The sequence below is a fragment of the Streptomyces sp. NPDC001668 genome (assembly GCF_042893155.1).
In the GTDB taxonomy this organism is placed as follows: domain Bacteria; phylum Actinomycetota; class Actinomycetes; order Streptomycetales; family Streptomycetaceae; genus Streptomyces.
In genome coordinates, this window is record NZ_JBIAUQ010000001.1 from 1,094,061 (window position 1) to 1,111,745 (window position 17,685).

16 protein-coding genes are annotated in these 17,685 nt (G+C 72.3%); 6 read left to right on the forward strand and 10 right to left on the reverse strand.

What is annotated here, in order from left to right; translation table 11 throughout:
- Positions 1 to 20 precede the first annotated feature (20 nt).
- Positions 21 to 251 (forward strand): hypothetical protein, encoded by a 231-nt coding sequence (locus ACFYZ8_RS04875; RefSeq protein ID WP_359034373.1) that lies wholly within the window; start codon positions 21 to 23, stop codon positions 249 to 251.
- Here ACFYZ8_RS04875 and ACFYZ8_RS04880 read toward each other — a convergent pair whose 3' ends face one another.
- Positions 252 to 1,508 carry an MFS transporter gene (locus tag ACFYZ8_RS04880; RefSeq protein ID WP_359034585.1) on the reverse strand — a complete coding sequence of 419 codons (1,257 nt, stop codon included), beginning with the start codon at positions 1,506 to 1,508 and terminating at the stop codon, positions 252 to 254. It lies immediately after the preceding gene.
- 92 nt (positions 1,509 to 1,600) lie between these two features.
- Positions 1,601 to 2,209 carry a hypothetical protein gene (locus ACFYZ8_RS04885; RefSeq protein WP_359034375.1) on the reverse strand — a complete coding sequence of 203 codons (609 nt, stop codon included), beginning with the start codon at positions 2,207 to 2,209 and terminating at the stop codon, positions 1,601 to 1,603.
- Between the two features lie 184 nt (positions 2,210 to 2,393).
- Between ACFYZ8_RS04885 and npdG the strand changes: the two genes are divergently transcribed.
- Positions 2,394 to 3,101, forward strand: a complete 708-nt coding sequence (gene npdG, locus ACFYZ8_RS04890; protein WP_359034377.1) for an NADPH-dependent F420 reductase — start codon at positions 2,394 to 2,396, stop codon at positions 3,099 to 3,101.
- Between the two features lie 92 nt (positions 3,102 to 3,193).
- Complete coding sequence (locus ACFYZ8_RS04895; protein ID WP_359034379.1) at positions 3,194 to 3,376, forward strand: hypothetical protein; 183 nt, start codon at positions 3,194 to 3,196, stop codon at positions 3,374 to 3,376.
- Here ACFYZ8_RS04895 and ACFYZ8_RS04900 read toward each other — a convergent pair.
- The gene (locus ACFYZ8_RS04900; RefSeq protein WP_359034381.1) at positions 3,358 to 4,128 is read right to left on the reverse strand and encodes a site-2 protease family protein; all 771 of its coding nucleotides are present in this window, start codon (positions 4,126 to 4,128) and stop codon (positions 3,358 to 3,360) included. The two genes, ACFYZ8_RS04895 and ACFYZ8_RS04900, sit on opposite strands and share 19 nt — an antisense overlap.
- A 572-nt stretch (positions 4,129 to 4,700) precedes the next feature.
- Here ACFYZ8_RS04900 and ACFYZ8_RS04905 point away from each other — a divergent pair.
- On the forward strand, positions 4,701 to 8,021 hold the full coding sequence (locus ACFYZ8_RS04905) for a BTAD domain-containing putative transcriptional regulator (RefSeq protein WP_388535297.1): 3,321 nt from the start codon (positions 4,701 to 4,703) through the stop codon (positions 8,019 to 8,021).
- 18 nt (positions 8,022 to 8,039) lie between these two features.
- On the opposite strand, the gene ACFYZ8_RS04910 is transcribed toward ACFYZ8_RS04905, so the two are convergent.
- The gene (locus tag ACFYZ8_RS04910) at positions 8,040 to 8,855 is read right to left on the reverse strand and encodes an ABC transporter permease (RefSeq protein ID WP_359034385.1); all 816 of its coding nucleotides are present in this window, start codon (positions 8,853 to 8,855) and stop codon (positions 8,040 to 8,042) included.
- The gene (locus tag ACFYZ8_RS04915) at positions 8,852 to 9,877 is read right to left on the reverse strand and encodes an ATP-binding cassette domain-containing protein (RefSeq protein ID WP_359034387.1); all 1,026 of its coding nucleotides are present in this window, start codon (positions 9,875 to 9,877) and stop codon (positions 8,852 to 8,854) included. The genes ACFYZ8_RS04910 and ACFYZ8_RS04915 overlap by 4 nt, the downstream gene beginning before the upstream one ends.
- A 181-nt stretch (positions 9,878 to 10,058) precedes the next feature.
- Here ACFYZ8_RS04915 and ACFYZ8_RS04920 point away from each other — a divergent pair, with 181 nt between their 5' ends.
- Entirely contained in the window at positions 10,059 to 10,481 is a 423-nt protein-coding gene (locus ACFYZ8_RS04920; protein WP_388535294.1) for a hypothetical protein, read from the forward strand.
- Between the two features lie 32 nt (positions 10,482 to 10,513).
- Here ACFYZ8_RS04920 and ACFYZ8_RS04925 read toward each other — a convergent pair whose 3' ends face one another.
- Positions 10,514 to 11,266, reverse strand: coding sequence for a helix-turn-helix domain-containing protein (locus ACFYZ8_RS04925; RefSeq protein WP_388535291.1), 753 nt, complete (start codon positions 11,264 to 11,266; stop codon positions 10,514 to 10,516).
- Positions 11,267 to 11,352: 86 nt separating this feature from the next.
- On the opposite strand from ACFYZ8_RS04925, the gene ACFYZ8_RS04930 reads away from it, so the two are divergent.
- Positions 11,353 to 12,312, forward strand: a complete 960-nt coding sequence (locus ACFYZ8_RS04930) for an LLM class flavin-dependent oxidoreductase (RefSeq protein ID WP_388535288.1) — start codon at positions 11,353 to 11,355, stop codon at positions 12,310 to 12,312.
- Between the two features lie 49 nt (positions 12,313 to 12,361).
- On the opposite strand, the gene ACFYZ8_RS04935 is transcribed toward ACFYZ8_RS04930, so the two are convergent.
- From ACFYZ8_RS04935 to ACFYZ8_RS04950, 4 genes are all read right to left on the reverse strand, one after another.
- Positions 12,362 to 13,582, reverse strand: coding sequence for an MFS transporter (locus ACFYZ8_RS04935; protein WP_388535286.1), 1,221 nt, complete (start codon positions 13,580 to 13,582; stop codon positions 12,362 to 12,364).
- Positions 13,583 to 13,686: 104 nt separating this feature from the next.
- Positions 13,687 to 14,736, reverse strand: a complete 1,050-nt coding sequence (locus ACFYZ8_RS04940; protein WP_359034391.1) for an endonuclease/exonuclease/phosphatase family protein — start codon at positions 14,734 to 14,736, stop codon at positions 13,687 to 13,689.
- Between the two features lie 197 nt (positions 14,737 to 14,933).
- Positions 14,934 to 15,557 (reverse strand): TetR/AcrR family transcriptional regulator, encoded by a 624-nt coding sequence (locus tag ACFYZ8_RS04945; RefSeq protein ID WP_359034393.1) that lies wholly within the window; start codon positions 15,555 to 15,557, stop codon positions 14,934 to 14,936.
- 537 nt (positions 15,558 to 16,094) lie between these two features.
- Entirely contained in the window at positions 16,095 to 17,681 is a 1,587-nt protein-coding gene (locus tag ACFYZ8_RS04950) for an MFS transporter (protein ID WP_359034395.1), read from the reverse strand.
- Positions 17,682 to 17,685 lie beyond the last annotated feature (4 nt).

Genomic DNA, 17,685 nt, shown 5'->3' on the forward strand with positions numbered 1-17,685 from the left:
CGTGGCGAGAGGAGCTGGTCATGGCCTTGTTCAAGAAGCGCACGGTCGGTAAAGCGGGCGAGTGGTACTACTGCCTTGAGCACAAGAAGGTCGAGGAAGGGCCCGAGTGCCCGGCCAAGGACCGCTTCGGGCCGTACGCGAGCCGCAAGGAGGCCGAGCACGCGATGGAGACGGCCCGCGAGCGCAACCTCGAGTGGGAGAACGACCCCAAGTGGCACGACGCCCCGGCGGGGGGCCGGGAGGACGACTGATCACACCCGGGCCGCGGCCCGCTGTTCCCGTACCTGGGCCGCGTGCTCGTCGCTGCGGGCGTCGTAGGTCATCAGTTTCGGCAGGCACAGGGCCAGCAGGCCCACCGCCCCCGCGCACAGCACCCCGCCCGACCAGACCGACGTCCGCACGCCCCACCACGCGGCGAAACCACCGCTGCGGACCTGGCCGACGGTCGGGCCCACCGAGTACGACAGCAACTCGATCCCGGCGAGCCGACCGCGCAGCTCGTCCGGGATCGTCTGGTTCCACATGATCCCCCGGAAGATCCCGCTGACCATGTCGCAGCCGCCGGCCACGGTCAGGAACAGCAGCACCAGCCAGACGTCGCTCATGATCCCGGCCGCCGCGATCGCCAGGCCCCACAGTGCGGCCGACAGCACCACCATCCGCCCGTGCCGGTGGATCCGCGCGGTCCAGCCGCTGACCAGGCTCACCAGCAGGGCTCCGAAGGGGACACTCGCGTACATCAGGCCCAGCGACCACTCGGCGTCCAGCTCGTCCGCGAGGAACGGCAGCAGGGCCAGCGGCATCGCCAGGAACATCGCGGCGAGGTCGACGGCGTAGGTGCCGAGGAGTTCCTTGCGGCTCCAGGCGTACCGGGCGCCCTCGGCGATGGCCTTCAGGGAGGGTTTCGCCGCTTCGTGGGAGGCGGGTGCGGCCGCGATCCGTACGACCAGCGCGACCGAGACGACGAACGTCAGCAGGTCCGCGCCGTACGCCCAGCCCAGGCCCGCGTAGGCCACGACCACGCCCGCCAGCGCCGGGCCCGCGACCCCGCCGACCGTCCAGCGGAAGGAGTTCAGCGAGCCCGCCGCCGGGAGGTGCTCGTGGGCCACGATCCGGGGCCAGAGGGAGTCGAGCGCCGGGCGCTGCACCGAGACCAGGGCGGAGGACAGGGCGGCGACGGCGTACAGCGGCCAGACGGCGGGGCGCGGGAGCAGCGCGTTGAGCAGCAGGGCCGCGCTCAGCAGGCCCTGTCCCACCTCGGTCCACAGGATCAGCTTCCGCTTGTCCCAGGCATCCGCGAGCGCGCCGCCGTACAGGCCGAAGACGAGCAGGGGGATCAGCTCCACGGCCCCGATCGCGCCCACGGCCGCCGCCGATTCCGTCAGGTCCTTCAGCTGCACCGGCAGTGCCACGAAGGTCAGGAAACTGCCGAAGTTCGAGATCAGCCCCGAGTACCACAGCCGCCGGAAGTCCCGCGAGGCCCGCCAGGGGGCGAGGTCGGGAAGCATCGCGCGCCAGCCGGAGGGGGGTTCAAGGGCGTCGTCGGTCACGACCGGTCATGGTCCGGGGAGCCGCCCGGCCGGGCAACTGCTTTTCGCGGCTACCAGCGGGCGGGAGGCGGCGCCGTCAGCTGGTCGGCCAGTCGCGACAGCCGGTCCCGGAACCGCCGCCGGCCCCTGGGCGTGGGGACGGAGTTCTCCCCGGCCGCCGCGCTCACCAGGTGCTGCACGGTGTCCAGATCGAGGTCCGTGGCCTCCGGCACGGCCAGCGACTCGTGGGCCATCGCGGCGAGTTCGCCCTCGCCGGGGCCGAGGGAGAGGACCGTCGCACCGGCCCGCCGGGCGTCGTGGACCTGCTCCAGAAGCGGGGCGCCCGCCCGGTCCGGGGACGGGGACACCACCAGCAGGGTTTCCCCGCGCCGGGCCGCCGCGAGCCGCCCCGGCCCGACGGACAGGTGCGGGGGGTCGGAGGGGCGCACGTCGTGGCGTACGAGCGTGGGGGCCAGCTCCGGCGTGCCCGACCAGGCGGCCTCGTCGACCAGGTGCGCCGCCAGATGCCACGGCTCGTACTCCGGAGTGCCGACCAGGAGCAGCCCACCGCCGTGCGAGACCACCGAGCCGCGCAGCACGCCCGCGAAGCGCCGCGTGGCCCCCAACCACTCGGTCCCGGCGAGCACTTCGCGCAGCAGCGCGACCCGTACGGCGTCCATGGGGCCGCATCCTGCCGCAAGCGGGCGCCGGTGACCCGCGGTTCACCCCGGATTCGCCCGAACCGGGCAGAGCCGGACTCCCCGGGGTGACCGGGACACCGGGGTCCGCGAGCTTCCGGCGGGTGCCCGTGACGCGGCTCACCCGGTCGGCCGGGGCGGCCGGCGCGGACGTAAAGTCGGGCCCATGACCTCTACCGACAGTGCTGCACAGAAGGCTCCCGCCAAGGACCCCTGGGACCTTCCCGACGTCTCCGGGCTCGTCGTCGGCGTGCTCGGCGGGACCGGGCCGCAGGGCAAGGGCCTCGCCTACCGGCTCGCCCGCGCCGGGCAGAAGGTGATCATCGGCTCGCGGGCCGCCGACCGCGCCCAGGCCGCCGCCGACGAACTCGGGCACGGGGTCGAGGGCGCCGACAACGCCGAGACCGCGCGCCGCAGCGACATCGTGATCGTCGCCGTGCCGTGGGACGGCCACGGCAAGACCCTGGAGTCGCTGCGCGAGGAACTCGTCGGCAAGCTGGTCGTCGACTGCGTCAACCCGCTCGGCTTCGACAAGAAGGGCGCCTACGCGCTGAAGCCGGAGGAGGGCAGTGCCGCCGAGCAGGCCGCCCTGCTGTTGCCGGACTCGCGGGTCACCGCCGCCTTCCACCATCTGTCGGCCGTGCTGCTCCAGGACCCGCAGGTCGAGGAGATCGACACCGACGTCATGGTGCTCGGTGAGGAGCGGGCCGACGTGGAGATCGTGCAGGCGCTGGCCGGGCGTATCCCCGGCATGCGCGGCATCTTCGCGGGCCGGCTGCGCAACGCCCACCAGGTGGAGTCGCTGGTCGCCAACCTGATCTCGGTGAACCGGCGGTACAAGGCGCATGCGGGGCTGCGGGTCACGGACGTGTGAGCCGAGGTGAGCCGAGGTGAGCTGATGGTGAGCTGATGGGGGACACTGGACGCCGTAACGCAGCAGTGTCCCCCTGACAGGAGCCCGTGGAAATGCCCCGCCTCGCCGTCTACGCCCTCGCCGTCTGCCTCCTCGCCGTCGCGGCGGCGGTCGTCTCCTTCACGCAGGGCAGCTGGCTGGGGATCGTGTGGGTGCTGCTGGCGGGGCTTTCGTCGAACATGTGCTGGTACTACGTCAAGCGCGGGAAGGCCGAGGCCTACGCCCAGAAGCGGTAGAGGCTCCAGCCGTTCGCCGATTCCTGCTCGCTGACCCCGAGTCCGTTCAGGACCGCGTGGACCACGTCGAAGAACACGGCGTTGACCTGCGGAACCCACAGCAGCGCGAACACGAACAGCAGGCCGAAGGGGGCGAAGGGCTCGATCTGGCGCTTGACGCCGTACGACAGCCAGGGCTCGATGACGCCGTAGCCGTCCAGGCCCGGGACCGGCAGGAAGTTCAGGAGCGCGGCCGAGACCTGGAGCAGGGCGAGGAAGGCCAGGGCGTAGCGGAACTCCTGGGGTACGCCGTCTAGGGCGCCCAGCCAGAACGGGGCCGCGCAGGCGATCGCGAACAGGACGTTCGTGAGGGGGCCCGCCGCGGAGATCAGGCTGTGCCGCCAGCGGCCGCGGATCCTGTCACGCTCGATGAACACCGCGCCGCCGGGGAGGCCGATGCCGCCCATGATCACGAAGATGACGGGGAGGACGATACTCAGCAGGGCGTGGGTATATTTCAGAGGATTCAGCGTGAGGTAGCCCTTCGCGCCGATCGTGATGTCGCCGCTGTGCAGGGCGGTGCGGGCGTGGGCGTACTCGTGCAGACAGAGGGAGACGACCCAGGCGCCGGTCACGAACAGGAACACGGCGACGCCGGGCTTCTCGGCGAATCCGGTCCAGGTGGCCCAGCCGGTCACCGCCGTGACGGCGACGATCCCGAGGAATACGGGGCTGATTCGCCGGTCGCTGTGGCGGGTGGTGGCGGTGGTCATGGGGCTCCCTGGACTGGACTGGACATGCGCGCGACGGTACCGGGCAGAGGTGAGAACGTCTTGGGGTGGGGCGGAGGTTCCGGTGCGGTTGTGTGTGCGGGTGCGGGGTGGTGGGGGCGGGCGTTTTGCGCAGTTCCCCGCGCCCCTGAATGCCTGCGGCGGCCTGGCTCGGCTTCGGTGGGGGCGTGTGTAGCGCGTTCTGTTCGGTGGGTGGGTCGGGGCCGGGGGGGGGGGGGGGGGGGGGGGGGGGGGGGGTTTTTGGGGTTTTGTTTGGGGGGGGGGGGGGGGGGCGGGGGTGGGGGGTATCCGTCCTCGGTCCGGCGGCTCGGTCACTTGAGCAGTACTGGATAACGGACGCCGGCCGCTGCGGGCGGACACCCCCCACCCCGTCCCCTTCCCGCCGTACGCGGCCAACGGCCCGTCCTGGCCGGCGCCGACCTGACCCACCCAGGGGCGCGGGGAACTGCGCGACCAGCCCCCACCGGCCCGCAGCCGCCCGACAGCCGCCGGCACCCCCCATCCGACACCCCACCGAAGCAACCCCGTGACCCGCCCCGACCTCACCGGAGACAATGGACCCCGTGCGCTATCGCATCCTCGGCACCACTCAGGCACTCCGTCCCGACGGCACCCCCGTCCCGGTGGGCGGAGCGCGGTTGCGTGCTCTGTTGACCGTGCTCGCTCTGCGGCCCGGCCGCACCGTTCCGGTGAGCGTGCTGGTGGACGAGGTGTGGGACGGTGATCCGCCCGCCGACGCGACCGGCGCGGTGCAGGCGCTGGTGGGGCGGCTCAGGAGGGCGCTCGGGGCGGAGGCGGTGGCCTCCGTGGACGGTGGGTACCGGCTGACCGCCGCGTCCGACGACATCGACCTGCACCGTTTCGAGCGGCTCGCCGGTGACGGCGTGCGGGCGCTGGCCGACGGCGATCCCGCGAAGGCGGCCGGGGTCCTGGACGACGCCCTGGCCCTGTGGCGGGGGCCTGCGCTGGCGGATCTGCCCGACCGTACGGCCGACGCGGCACGCGCGGAGGGCCGCCGGCTGGACGCCCTGCGGGCCCGCCACACCGCCGCGCTCGCTCTCGGTCAGGCCGACCTGGCGCTTCTCGAACTGACGGCCCTGTGCGACGCCCACCCCCTCGACGAACCCCTCCAGGCCCTCAGGCTGCGTGCCCTGCGCGACACGGGTCGTACGGCGGAGGCGCTGGCCGCGTACGAGTCCGTACGGCAGCTGCTCGCGGACCGGCTGGGAGCGGACCCGGGAGCCGAACTGCGGGCGCTGCACGGGGAGTTGCTGCGGCCGGAGCCGACCCGCGAAAGTGCGGGTGCGCACGGCCGTGGGCCGGTGGGTGAGCGGCCGTCGGCGGTTCCTGCGCCTCCCGTCGGCAATCTCCGGGCCCGCCTCACCTCTTTCGTCGGCCGGGAAGCCGACATCGAGGCCATCCGGGGCGACCTCGCCGCCGCGCGGCTGGTCACGCTGCTCGGGCCGGGCGGGGCCGGGAAGACCCGGCTCTCGCAGGAGGCCGCCGAGGCCGTGGGGGACGTGGTGCGGGACGGGGTGTGGCTCGCCGAGCTCGCGCCGGTCGACGATCCGGACGCCGTGCCCGAGGCCGTGCTCACCGCCGTCGGGGCCCGGGAGACCGTGCTGTACGGCGCCGGCGCCGAGGCGATGCGTGCCGCCGGTGGCGAGCGGCCCGACGATCCCGTGGAACGGCTCGCCGAGCACTGCGGCCGGCGCAGCATGCTGCTGATCCTGGACAACTGCGAGCATGTGGTCGACGCGGCGGCCCGGCTGGCGGAGACGCTCCTGGAGCGCTGTCCGGGGCTGACCGTCCTGGCCACCAGTCGTGAACCCCTGGGTGTGCCGGGGGAGTTGCTGCGGCCCGTGGAGCCCCTGCCCGAGCCGGTCGCGCTGCGGCTGCTCGCCGACCGGGGGGCCGCGGCCCGGCCCGGGTTCCGGGTCGACGCCGACGAGGAGACCGCGGCGGCCTGCGCCGAGATCTGCCGGCGTCTCGACGGGCTGCCCCTCGGTATCGAGCTCGCGGCGGCCCGGCTGCGGATGCTGACCCCGCGTCAGATCGCCGACCGGCTCGACGACCGCTTCCGGCTGCTCACCTCGGGCAGCCGTACCGTCCTGCCCCGCCAGCAGACCCTGCGGGCCGTCGTCGACTGGTCCTGGGACCTGCTCGACGAGGAGGAACGGGACGTCCTGCGGCGCCTTTCGGTGTTCGCCGGCGGCTGCGACCTGGCCGCCGCCGAGGCCGTGTGCGGCCCCGCCGCGCTGGAGGCGCTCGGCTCGCTCGTCGACAAGTCCCTGGTGGTGACCGCCCCTTCGGGGGACGGTGAGATGCGCTACCGGCTTCTGGAGACCGTCGCCGAATACGCCGGCGAGCGCCTGGACGAGGCGGACGGCTCGCGGGCCGACGCCGAGCGCGCGCATCTGACGTACTACCGCGAACTCGCCCGCACCACCGACCCGTTGCTGCGGGGTCCCGGCCAACTCGCCGCCATCGGGCGCCTTCAGCGCGAGTACGAGAACCTCCGCACCGCCCTGCGCCGGGCCGTGGCCGACCGGGACGAGCAGGAAGGGCTGTGCCTGGTCCTGTCCCTGGCCTGGTACTGGCAGATGCGCGACCTGCGCATCGAGGCCCGCAACTGGTCCCGCGAGGTCCAGACCCTCGGCCCCGACCCCTTCACCGAGCCGGTCCGCCCGGCCGCGCCGGTGTGGGAGCGCTGCACGGACACCCCGCCGCCGTGGACCGGCGAGGTGCTGGAGGAGGCCAGGCGAGGGGCTCACCTCGTCCATCTCGCCTGCATGGACACCGAGTTGGACGCCTGGCAGAACCAGCACGCGCAGGCCAAGCTGCGGTCCATCGCCGCCACCTACGAGCCCGGCATGGCACAGACCTGCCGGATGCCGGGCTCCCTGTGGTTCTTCGCCATCATGCTCACCGGGGACATGGACCGGCTGCGCAACGTGATTCAGGCGACCGTCGACACCTGCCGGGCCACCCCGGGCTACGAGTGGGAGCTCGCCGCGGCCCTCCAGTGGCGGGCCAACCTGCTCGCCAACCGCTCCGACTGGGCCGGCGACGCCATCCAGGACGCCGAGGAGGCGCTGGAGATCTACGAGCGGCTCGGTGACCTGTGGGGAACCGCCGAGGCGCTGTCCGCACGTGCCGAGGCCCATGAGCGCAAGGGCGAGTGGCGCGCGGCCGCCGACGACTACGAGCGGGCGATCGAACGGGCCGAACAGCTCGGTGCCCGCGCCCAGAAGTCCGTGCTCAACGCCCGGCTGGGCAGCACCCTGCTGGAGACGGGGGAGGCCGAGCGCGGCGAACTGCTGCTGCGCGAGGTGATCGCCGACCAGGACGGCGCCCGCAACGAGGCGATGCCCGCCTCCCGGATGTTCCTCGCGGGCCGGCTCGGACTCACCGGCCGCGTCGACGAAGCGCGTGAACAACTCCGGCTGCTGCGCCAGCAGTTCGGCATCGCCCACTTCGTCATCTTCGACGCCTTCATCCTCGGCTCGGAGGCCTGGCTGGAGGCGGTCGACGGCTGCTACGAGGAGTGTCTGACCCTGACCCGCCGGGCGCTGGAGAAGTCCGAGGACCCGCTGGCCCTGACCATCGCCCCGCACATGCGCACCATGTACCTGCACATCGCCGCGCTCGCCCTCGCCGCGGCCGAGGGCGGTGCCCGGGCCCGGGACGGGGCCCGCTGCCTCAGGGCCGGGGACGCGCTGCTGCCGCCCGGTCACGTGCCGACGTCCGTCGAGCGCAGGGTGCGGGGGGACGCCGAGCGGGAGCTGCGCGCGGTGCTCGGCGACGCGGCCTACGAGTCGGCGTACGCGGAGGGCGGCGGCCTCTCCCCGCAGGAGGCCGCCGCCCTGGTGTGACGCGCACCGAGCCGGACTTCAGTTCTTCGTACGGAACTTGTGGATCGCGTATGGTGCCGCCACCGCCGTGATCGCCGCCGACCAGCCGAGCGTGACCCACAGGTCGTGCGCGACCGGGCCGCCCACCATCAGCCCGCGGGCCGCGTCGGCCAGCGTGGACAGCGGGTTGTAGTCGGTGAAGTGCTGGAGCCAGCCCGGCATCGAGGCCGTCGGCGCGAAGATCGACGAGCCGAACTGGAGCGGGAAGAGCACCAGGAAGCCCATCGCCTGCACGGACTGCGCGTTCTTCAGGATCACGCCCAGGGTGAGGAACACCCACATGATCGAGGAGGCGAACACGGCGGACAGACCGACCGCCGCGAACAGCCCGGCCCAGTGGTGGATGTCGAAGCCGACCAGAACGGCGACGATCATCAGCACGGTGGTCGCGAACAGCATCCGCAGCAGTTCCACGGAGATCTTCGCGAACAGGACCGAGCCGCGCCCGATGGGCAGGGACCGGAAACGGTCCATCACACCGGAGTTGAAGTCCTGGCTGAAGCCGGTGCCGACGCCCTGGGACAGGGTCATGCTCATCATCGCGATCATGCCCGGGATGACGTACTGGACGTAGCCGTCCTGTCCGCCGCCCAGGGCCTGCCCGATCGAGCCGCCGAAGACGTAGACGAACAGCAGGGTGAAGACGACCGGCATCAGGATCGCGTCGAACATCGACTCCGGGTCCTGGCGGATCCACAGCAGGTTGCGGCGGACGAGGGCGCCGGTGTGGCGCAGATGGCCGCGCAGCGGAATCCTGGCGTCGGCGTCCGTGATGGTGGCGGTTGCGGCGCTCATACGGCGACCTCCTCGCGGGTGTCGGTGGGAACGGTGTCCTGCGGGGCACTGGCGCGGTGGCCGGTGAGGGACAGGAACACCTCGTCCAGGCTGGGCAGTTCGGTGGTGATGGAGGACAGGGTGATGCCGCGCGCGGTGACCGCGCCGACCACGGCGGTCAGCTGCTCGTCACTGAGGATCGGGACGATGAGGGTGCCGCTCTCGGTGTCCACGGTGGAGGTCGCGAGGCCGGTGATGCCGAGCTCGTCGATCCATCCGGCGAGCGGCTGGAGCTGCAGCGGATCCAGCGGTCGTACGCGCAGCGAGCGTCCGCCGACCTTCGCCTTGAGCTCCTCGATGGCGCCGGCGGCGATGACCTTGCCGTGGTCCACCACGGTCAGCTCGGAGGCCAGCTGCTCGGCCTCCTCCATGTACTGGGTGGTCAGCAGGACGGTCACGCCGTCCCCGACCATGCGCTTGACCTCGTCCCACACCTCGTTGCGGGTGCGCGGGTCGAGACCGGTGGTGGGCTCGTCGAGGAAGAGCACCTGGGGGCGCCCGATCATCGAGGCGGCGAGGTCGAGCCGGCGCCGCATACCGCCGGAGTAGGTGCTCGCCGGCCGCTTCGCGGCATCCGTCAGCGAGAACCGCTCCAGCAGCTCGTCGGCCCGGGTGCGGGCCTCCTTGCGGGGCAGGTCGAGCAGCCGCCCGATCATGTACAGGTTCTCCCAGCCGGGCAGCTTCTCGTCCACCGAGGCGTACTGCCCGGTGAGCCCGATGACCCGCCGCAGCTGGCGGGGCTGGCGCACGACGTCGTGACCGGCGACGGTGGCCTGCCCGGCGTCGGGGGACAGGAGCGTGGAGAGAATGCGTACGAGGGTGGTCTTGCCGGCGCCGTTCGGCCCGAGGACACCCATCACGGTGCCCTCGCGCACGTCCAGGTCGACGCCGTCCAGCGCCTTGGTCTCGCCGTAGTGCTTGACCAGCCCCCGCACGGAAACGGCCCAGTCCCCGCTCTGGGGGTTCTTGTCGATTCGCGTCATACCGAGAACGGTGTCAGCCCCCGCCGACAAACCACCGACAGGTCGCCTACAGGGGTCTACAGGTCACCGACAGCGCCTTTGGGCATTCCCGACGAGGAATTGTCCGCCCCCGTCTGGGCCCCGGAAGATCTGGCCACGCACCCACGCACCCACGCACCCACGCCGTCACGAGGAGATCCGTGTGATCGACATCGACCCCCAGGACCTGGCCGACCGCTACCTCGCCTGCTGGACGGAGCCGGATCCCGTCACCCGCCGCGCGGCGGTCGAACAGCTCTGGGCCGAGGACGGCACCCACGTCCTCCAGCCGCCCGAGGAGATCCGGGAGGCCGCCGCGGCCCTCGGCTTCGACCACACGACCCTCGAGGCCCACGGGCACGACGCGATCGAGACCCGGGTGACGCGAAGCCACGAGCGGTTCGTCGAGAAGGAGGGCTTCACCTTCCGGTCACGGCACGACGCCGTCCGCTTGCACGGCGTGGTCAAGTGCGGCTGGGAGACGGTCCTCGCCCGCAGCGGCGAAGTCCTGGGCGGCGGCCTGGTCGTCCTCGTCCTCGGCGACGACGGCCGGATCAGGACCGACCACATGTTCCCGGGCCCGTGAGACGGGCGGAGCCGGGGAACAGCGGTCGAGTTCTACGGTGCCACCCGGGCCGAGTGCGCGGTGCTGAGTGCCTCGGTCGTCATCGGATCGGCGGGCAGGAACGCCTCCAGCTTCAGTTCGGACAGCGTCACGTCCACGGCGGTGGCGAAGGTGGTCACCGTCGTCATCAGGTGCAACTCGCCGTACGCGGAATCCAGATGCAGCGGAACCGCGAAGCCGAGCTGCCCGGCGGACGGTTCCAGCTCGGGCACGTACCCGGCGAGTTCGTCCCGCAGCGCCGGCAGCCGGCCGAGGCCGGCGAGGATGTGGCGAGCCCACTCGGCGAGATTGCGGATGCGGGGCGCCAGACCCCGCGGATGCAGCGCGAGCCGGTAGACGTTCCTTCCCGGCCCGACCAACTCCTCCGCAGCCCCCTCGGTGAGCAGCTCGAACGCGCTGTTCGCGGCGATCAGGTCGCCCCCGCGGTCCACGACCACTGCCGGATAGGGGAGATGCCCGCGCAGGATGTGGTCGATCGCCGTACGCACGGGCGCGAGCACCGGGTCGTCGAGCGAGCTCTCCGGATAGACGGGCGCATACCCGGCCGCCAGCAGCAGCTCGTTGCGCTCCCGCAGGGGCAGTTCGAGCGATTCGGCCAGACGTACGACCATGGTGCGGCCCGGCCGGGATCTGCCGGACTCGATGAAGCTGAGGTGCCGCTGGGTGGTGCCCGCCCGCAGTGCCAGGTCGAGCTGGCTGAGCTGACGGCGGGTACGACGGTCGCGGAGTGCACGGGGGAAGTCCACGTGGCAGTTCTACGGCGGCCGGGGGAGTCCGGGCCATTCCCCGGAGGGAATTGTCGCCATTCCCGCCGACCGGAAGCATCGCGGCCATGGACATCGGCGTACTGCTTCCGACCGGCACGTCCCAGTGGGGCGCGACCGAAGACCCGCGCGACCTGGTGGCCTTCGGCCGACGGGCGGAACAGGCGGGCTTCTCCTCCCTGTTCGTCAACGACTCGTTGCTCACCCCGCGCGTCGAGGCCCTGACGATGCTTGCCGCGCTGGCACCGGCGACCGAGACCGTCACCCTGGGAACGGCTGCCCTGCTGCCGTTCCTGCGCCGGCCGGTGCAGGCCGCACAGGCTCTGGCCTCGATCGACCTCCTGTCCGCCGGCCGGCTCACCGTCACGGTCGGCGCCGGCTTCCCCGGCCGCTTCGGCCGCCCCCTCTACACCTTGTCCGAGGTCCCCTGGGAACGGCGCTTCGCGCGCCTCGACGAGACGGTCGCCCTCTGGCGGGCCCTGTGGACCGGAGCGGGCTCCTTCCACGGCGAGGTCCTCCACCACGACGAACTCCCGCCCGCCACCAGGCCCCACCGCCCCGGAGGGCCCCCGATCTGGCTCGGCGGCGCGACACCGGCGGCTCTCGCCCGGACCGGCCGCATGTACGACGGATGGCTGCCCTACCCGCCAGAACCGGCCGACTACGCGTCCGGTCTCCTGCGGATCCTGGGCGCCGCGGCCGACGCGCGCCGCCGCGCCGAGGACATCACCCCGGCCCTCTTCGTCTCCCTGCGCCTCGACGACGACCCCGTCGGCGGTCGCCGCGCGCTGGACGACTACGCCCGCGCCACCTACGGCATGCCGCTCGAGGACCTGAGCAGGATCCAGGCGGTCGTCACCGGTTCCGCCGACCAGGTCCTCGACCACCTGATGCGGTACGCCGCCGCAGGTGCCCGGCATCTCGTCGTCCGCCTCGGCGCCCTGGGCCGGTCGGCCCAGCAGGATCAGCTGGAGCGTCTCGCCGATCTGATCCCCGCCGTACGGGAACGGGCCCGAACGCTGACATGAAAGGGGGGCGCCCGGAGATCTCCGGGCGCCCCCCTCGTCGTAGGACTGGTCAGTGGTGTACTGCCTCCGCGTGTTCCGGCAGATGGGTCGCGATCACGCGTTCGCGGGCGGGGGACTCGCTCGCGCGGCGCCGATCCACGAGGGTGGCGATCGCGGCGACCCCGAGGCCGAGCACGGCCAGGGCCGCCCCGGTCAGGGCCGGGGACGTCACGCCGAGGCCCGCGGCCAGGGCGAGGCCGCCGATCCAGGCGCCGCCGGCGTTGGCCAGGTTGAACGCGGCCTGGTTGGCGGAGGAGGCCAGGGAGGGGGCGGCCGACGCCTTCTCCATGACCATCAGCTGGAGCGGGGAGCCGGTGACGAAGGCCGCCGTGCCCAGCAGGACGACCGCGACCGCCGCGCTCCACTGCGCCGACATCAGCACCGGGAACACGGCCAGGACCACGACCAGCGAGGTCAGACCGCCGTACAGGGTGCCGCGCAGCGAGTGGTCGGCCAGGCGCCCGCCCAGCAGGTTGCCCGCCGTCGCGCCCACGCCGAACAGGGCGAGGAGCAGGGTGACGCTGGAGTCGGCGTAACCGGCGGAGTCCGTGAGCATCGGCGTGATGTAGCTGTACGCGGAGAACAGCGCGCCGAAGCCCGCGACCGTGGTGCCGAGCGCCAGCCAGACAGGCACCGACTTCAGCGCGACCAGTTCGCGGCGCAGGCCCATGGCGGGCGCGTGCGCGTGGTCGTGCGGGATGAGGAGTGCCAGGGAGGCTATCGCCGCCAGGCCGATCGCGCTGACGCCGAGGAAGGTCGCCCGCCAGCCGAGGTGCTGGCCCATGAGGGTGGCCACGGGCACGCCCGCGATGTTGGCGAGGGTCAGGCCGAGGAACATCAGGGACACCGAGCGGGCCTTGCGCTCCGGCGCCACCATGCCGGTGGCGACGACCGCGCCGACCCCGAAGAAGGCACCGTGCGGCAGCCCGCTCAGGAAGCGGGCCGCGAGCAGCCAGTGCTCGCCGGGGGCGAGGGCGGACAGCGCGTTGCCGGCCACGAACAGTCCCATCAGGCCGATGAGGACCGTACGGCGGGACATGCGGGCGGTGACCGCGGCGAGCAGCGGGGCACCGATCACCACGCCCAGCGCGTACGCGGAGACCAGGTGGCCCGCGGTGGGGATCGAGATGTTCAGGTCGTCGGCGACGTCGGGCAGCAGGCCCATCATCACGAATTCGGTGGTGCCGAGACCAAAAGCGCCGACGGCCAGTGCGAGCAGGGCCAAGGGCATAGAAGAGCCGAGCCTTTCAGGGGAGAGCGGAGTTCCGTACGAGCTTATGTTCAACTACGGAACAAACACTCCCGTGCCCGGTATTCCAGGGGGCTTCCGGCGGGTTACGACGAGGTGGCGATGTTCACACGGGCCGCCACCGGCAGATGGTCGCTGCCAGTCTGGGGCAGTGTCCACGAGCTCACCGGCTCCACGCCCTGCACCATGATCTGGTCGATCCGCGCCATCGGGAACGACGCCGGCCAGCTGAACCCGAAGCCGCTGCCCGCCGCGCCCTGCGTGGAGCGCAGCTGCGAGGTGACGGCGTTGAGCGCGCGGTCGTTCATCGTGCCGTTGAGGTCGCCGAGCAGGATCTTGCGGGGGAGCTTCTCGTCGGCGATGGCCTCGCCCAGCGCGTCGGCGCTCTTGTCGCGCTGCCGGGCGGTGAACCCGGCCTCCATCTTCACCCGTACGGAGGGCAGGTGGGCGACGTAGAACGCGACCTGGCCGTCCGGGGCGGCGACCGTGGCCCGCATGGCCCGCGTCCAGCCCAGCTTGATGTCGACGGCCCGCACGCCGGTCAGCGGGTACTTGCTCCACAGCCCGACCGTGCCCTCGACGGCGTGGTACCGGTACGTCGACGCCAGCGCCTTCTCGTACACCGGCACCGCGGAGGCGGTCAGCTCCTCCAGGGCCACCACGTCCGCGCCGGAGGCGGCCACGTCCCGGGCGGTGCCGGACGGGTCGGGGTTGTCGGCGTTGACGTTGTGGGTGGCCACCGTGAGGTCGCCGCCGGTGGCGTCCTTGTCGGAGAGCAGCCCGCCGAAGAGGTTCAGCCACACGGCCGCCGGGAGCAGCACCGCGATCAGCGCGGTCGCGGACCTGCGCAGGAAACCGAGCAGGAGCAGCACCGGGACGAACACGCCGAGCCACGGCAGGAAGGTCTCGGTGAGACTGCCGAGGTTGCCGATGGCGTTCGGGATCTGCGCGTGCAGCAGCATCACCAGGGCGACGATCACCGCGAGGGCGGCCAGGACGATGCCGCGGCGCCAGATCCGCCGGTCACCGCGCCAGCCGGCGAGCGGGCGGCCGAGCAGGCGCCGGAACCGGTCTCTGCGGCGCTCGGGTCCCGAGCCGCCGTCCGCCGTCTCCGTCACGTACGCCTGCTGCGCCATACCGTCGCCTCACTACCTGCCGTGCACACCGTTCACCCCGTTGCCGGGGGGTCTCAGACACCCCGTACGACCCTAGGGGATGATCGGCTCTCATCTCGTCGTCCCATGACGACCGTACGGGGGCGATGACGTACAAGTCGCCTGCGCGAGTTCCCCGTCCCGGTGGGGAAAGCGCCCTCTGTGACGAAACGCGCACACTAGGAACTGACGGGGCGTAGGCCTTCGAGGAGGGTGTCGACGATCTGTTCGGACAGGCCCTCCGGCAGAGCGGCGTTGGGCTGCATCACGGTGCGCAGGAGCATGGGGCCGATGAACAGGTCGTTGAGCAGCTCGATGTCGACGTCCGTGCGGAGTTCGCCGTTGGCCTGGCCCTGACGGAGGATGGCGACCTGCTTGCGGCGGCGGGGTGCGACGACGATCGTGTGGTAGGCGTCCCAGACCTTCGGGCTGCTCTTCATCTGGGCGAACACGCTGTGCAGCAGCGCCGAGGAACGGGCCATCAGCCCGCGCTGCCGCAACTGCTCGAGCAGTGCCACGAGATCGTCGCGCATCGAGGTGCCGGGCAGGTCGGGGTCCGGGGGCTCGGCGGTGCGCACGACGTCGACGAAGAGCTCCTCCTTGCCGTTCCAGCGGCGGTAGATGGTGGCCTTGCCGACGCCGGCGGTACGGGCGATGCGCTCGATGGACAGCTCGGCGAGCGGCACGCCGTCCTCCAGCAGCTTGATGACGGCCTCGATGATGGACCGCTCCACCGCCTCACTGCGGGGCCGGCCCCGCACGGCCCCCGGCTGCCTGGACTGACTCTCGGCGAGGCCGCTCACGTCGCTTCGTCCTCTCTGTGGGATGAGATGATTGTCCCTGGCCCACGGCATTGCGGGAGGGGCGGGGTGATGTTCGGCCCACGTCCTCGGCGGGGTCGGCCCGCCGCCCGCTCCGGTCCCGTGACCTCCTCAACTCGCGGTCGTAGCCTGTCGTTCCACTTGGCCGGAGCCGGAGCCGGAGCCGGAGCCGGAGCCGGAGCCGGAGCCGGAGCCGGAGCCCGGGTCTGCGCCGGGCCAGGCGCCGCCGGGTTGTCCACCGCCGGGGACGTGCCCCGGCCGGCCGGAATCCCTTCGGCGCCGCGGCTTACGGCGTCCGCCGTCCGCCTCCTGCCGCGGGCCTCCGGTCACCGGCCCGGCGTCAAACCTCCTGGCATCACGGCTCGGGGCTTCACTGTTCCCCGCCGCGCTGCCCGGCCGCCTTGCCCGGTCGCCCTGCCTGGTCCCGCAGCCCGGCCCCGGCGCCCGGTCGCGCTGCCCGGTCTTGCCTTGCCCGGCCCGGTGTGGCGCCGTCCCTGGCGGTCGCCCCACCGGGCCGGGTCACTCGCCGGCGGGCACCAACTCCTGCTCCTCCTCGCCCGGCTGACGCTCCGCCGGGCGGCCCGGCAGGTACAGGGCCACCACCAGGGCGCCGACCAGGGCCACGCCCGCTCCCCACAGCGCGGTGACGTGCATCGCGTGCAGGAAGGCGTCGTTGGCCGGGCCGACCAGGGCGTCACCGCGGGGGCCGAGCTTCGCGGCGACGCCGAGCGTGGCCTCGATGGACTCGCCCGCGGTGTGCCGTACGCCGGCCGGGAGCAGCCCGAGGTGGGACTCGATGCCGTTGCGGTAGGCCGTGGAGAGCACCGAGCCGAGGACGGCGATGCCGAGCGCGCCGCCGACCTGCCGGAAGGTGTTGCTGAGCGCGGACGCGGAGCCCGCCTTCTCGCGCGGCAGGGCCTGCATGATGACGACGCTGGTCGGCGTCATGATGTGCGCCATGCCGGTGCCCATGAGGAAGAAGATCACTTCGAGGAGCCAGATCGGGGTGTCCGCCTCCAGCGCGGCGAACGCGCACAGCATCGCGGCGATCAGCAGCATGCCCCCGGTCGTCGTGGCCCGGTTGCCGAAGCGGTCGACGACCAGCCGGGCGCGCGGCGCGAAGATCAGCTGCGCGGCGGCCAGCGGGAGCATCAGCAGACCGGTCTGGAGCGGCGAGTAGCCGCGCACGCTCTGGGTGTAGAAGACCGAGAAGAAGGTCACACCCATCAGCGCGAAGAAGACCAGCCCTATGGCGCCGATCGCGGCCGAGAAGACCTTGTTCTTGAAGTAGGTGACATCGATCGACGGATGGTCGCTGCGCTTTTCGAACACGACGAACGCCACGAGCACGGCGAGACCGGCACCGATGGTGGCCAGTACGGTCGCGTCCGTGAAGTCGGCGAGCTGGCCGCCCTTGATGATGCCGTAGACGAGCAGGACCAGGCCGATGACCGACAGCACGACACCGACGGGGTCGATCCGGCCGGGATTCGGGTCGCGGGAGTCGGGCACCAGCCACAGCATCAGCCCGAGCGCGAGCACCACGATCGGCACGTTGATGAGGAAGACCGAGCCCCACCAGAAGTGGTCCAGGAGGACACCGCCGGTGATCGGGCCGATGGCGATGGCGAGTCCGACGCCGCCCGCCCAGATGCCGATGGCCTTGGGCTGCTCCTCGCGCTCGAAGACGTTCATCAGTACGGCGAGCGTGGCCGGCATGACGAACGCCGCGCCGAGGCCCATCAGCGCGCGGAAGGCGATCAGCTGGACCGGCGAGCCGGAGAAGGCGGCCAGCGCGGAACCGGCGCCGAACACGACCAGGCCGCCCAGCAGCACCTTCTTGCGGCCGAGCCGGTCGCCGAGCAGGCCGGCGGTGAACAGGAGGCCCGCGAAGACCAGGGTGTAGGCGTTGATCGCCCACTCCAGCTCGCTCTGGGTGGCGCCCAGACCGGTGGGCGCGGGGGTCGAGATCGTCTTGATCGCGACGTTCAGGATCGAGTTGTCGAGAACCACGATCAGCAGGCTCAGCATCAGCACACCGAGGATCGCCCAACGGCGCCGGTGCACCGCCTCTGATACCCGGGATTCAGGGACTGCGGTAGTCATGCGT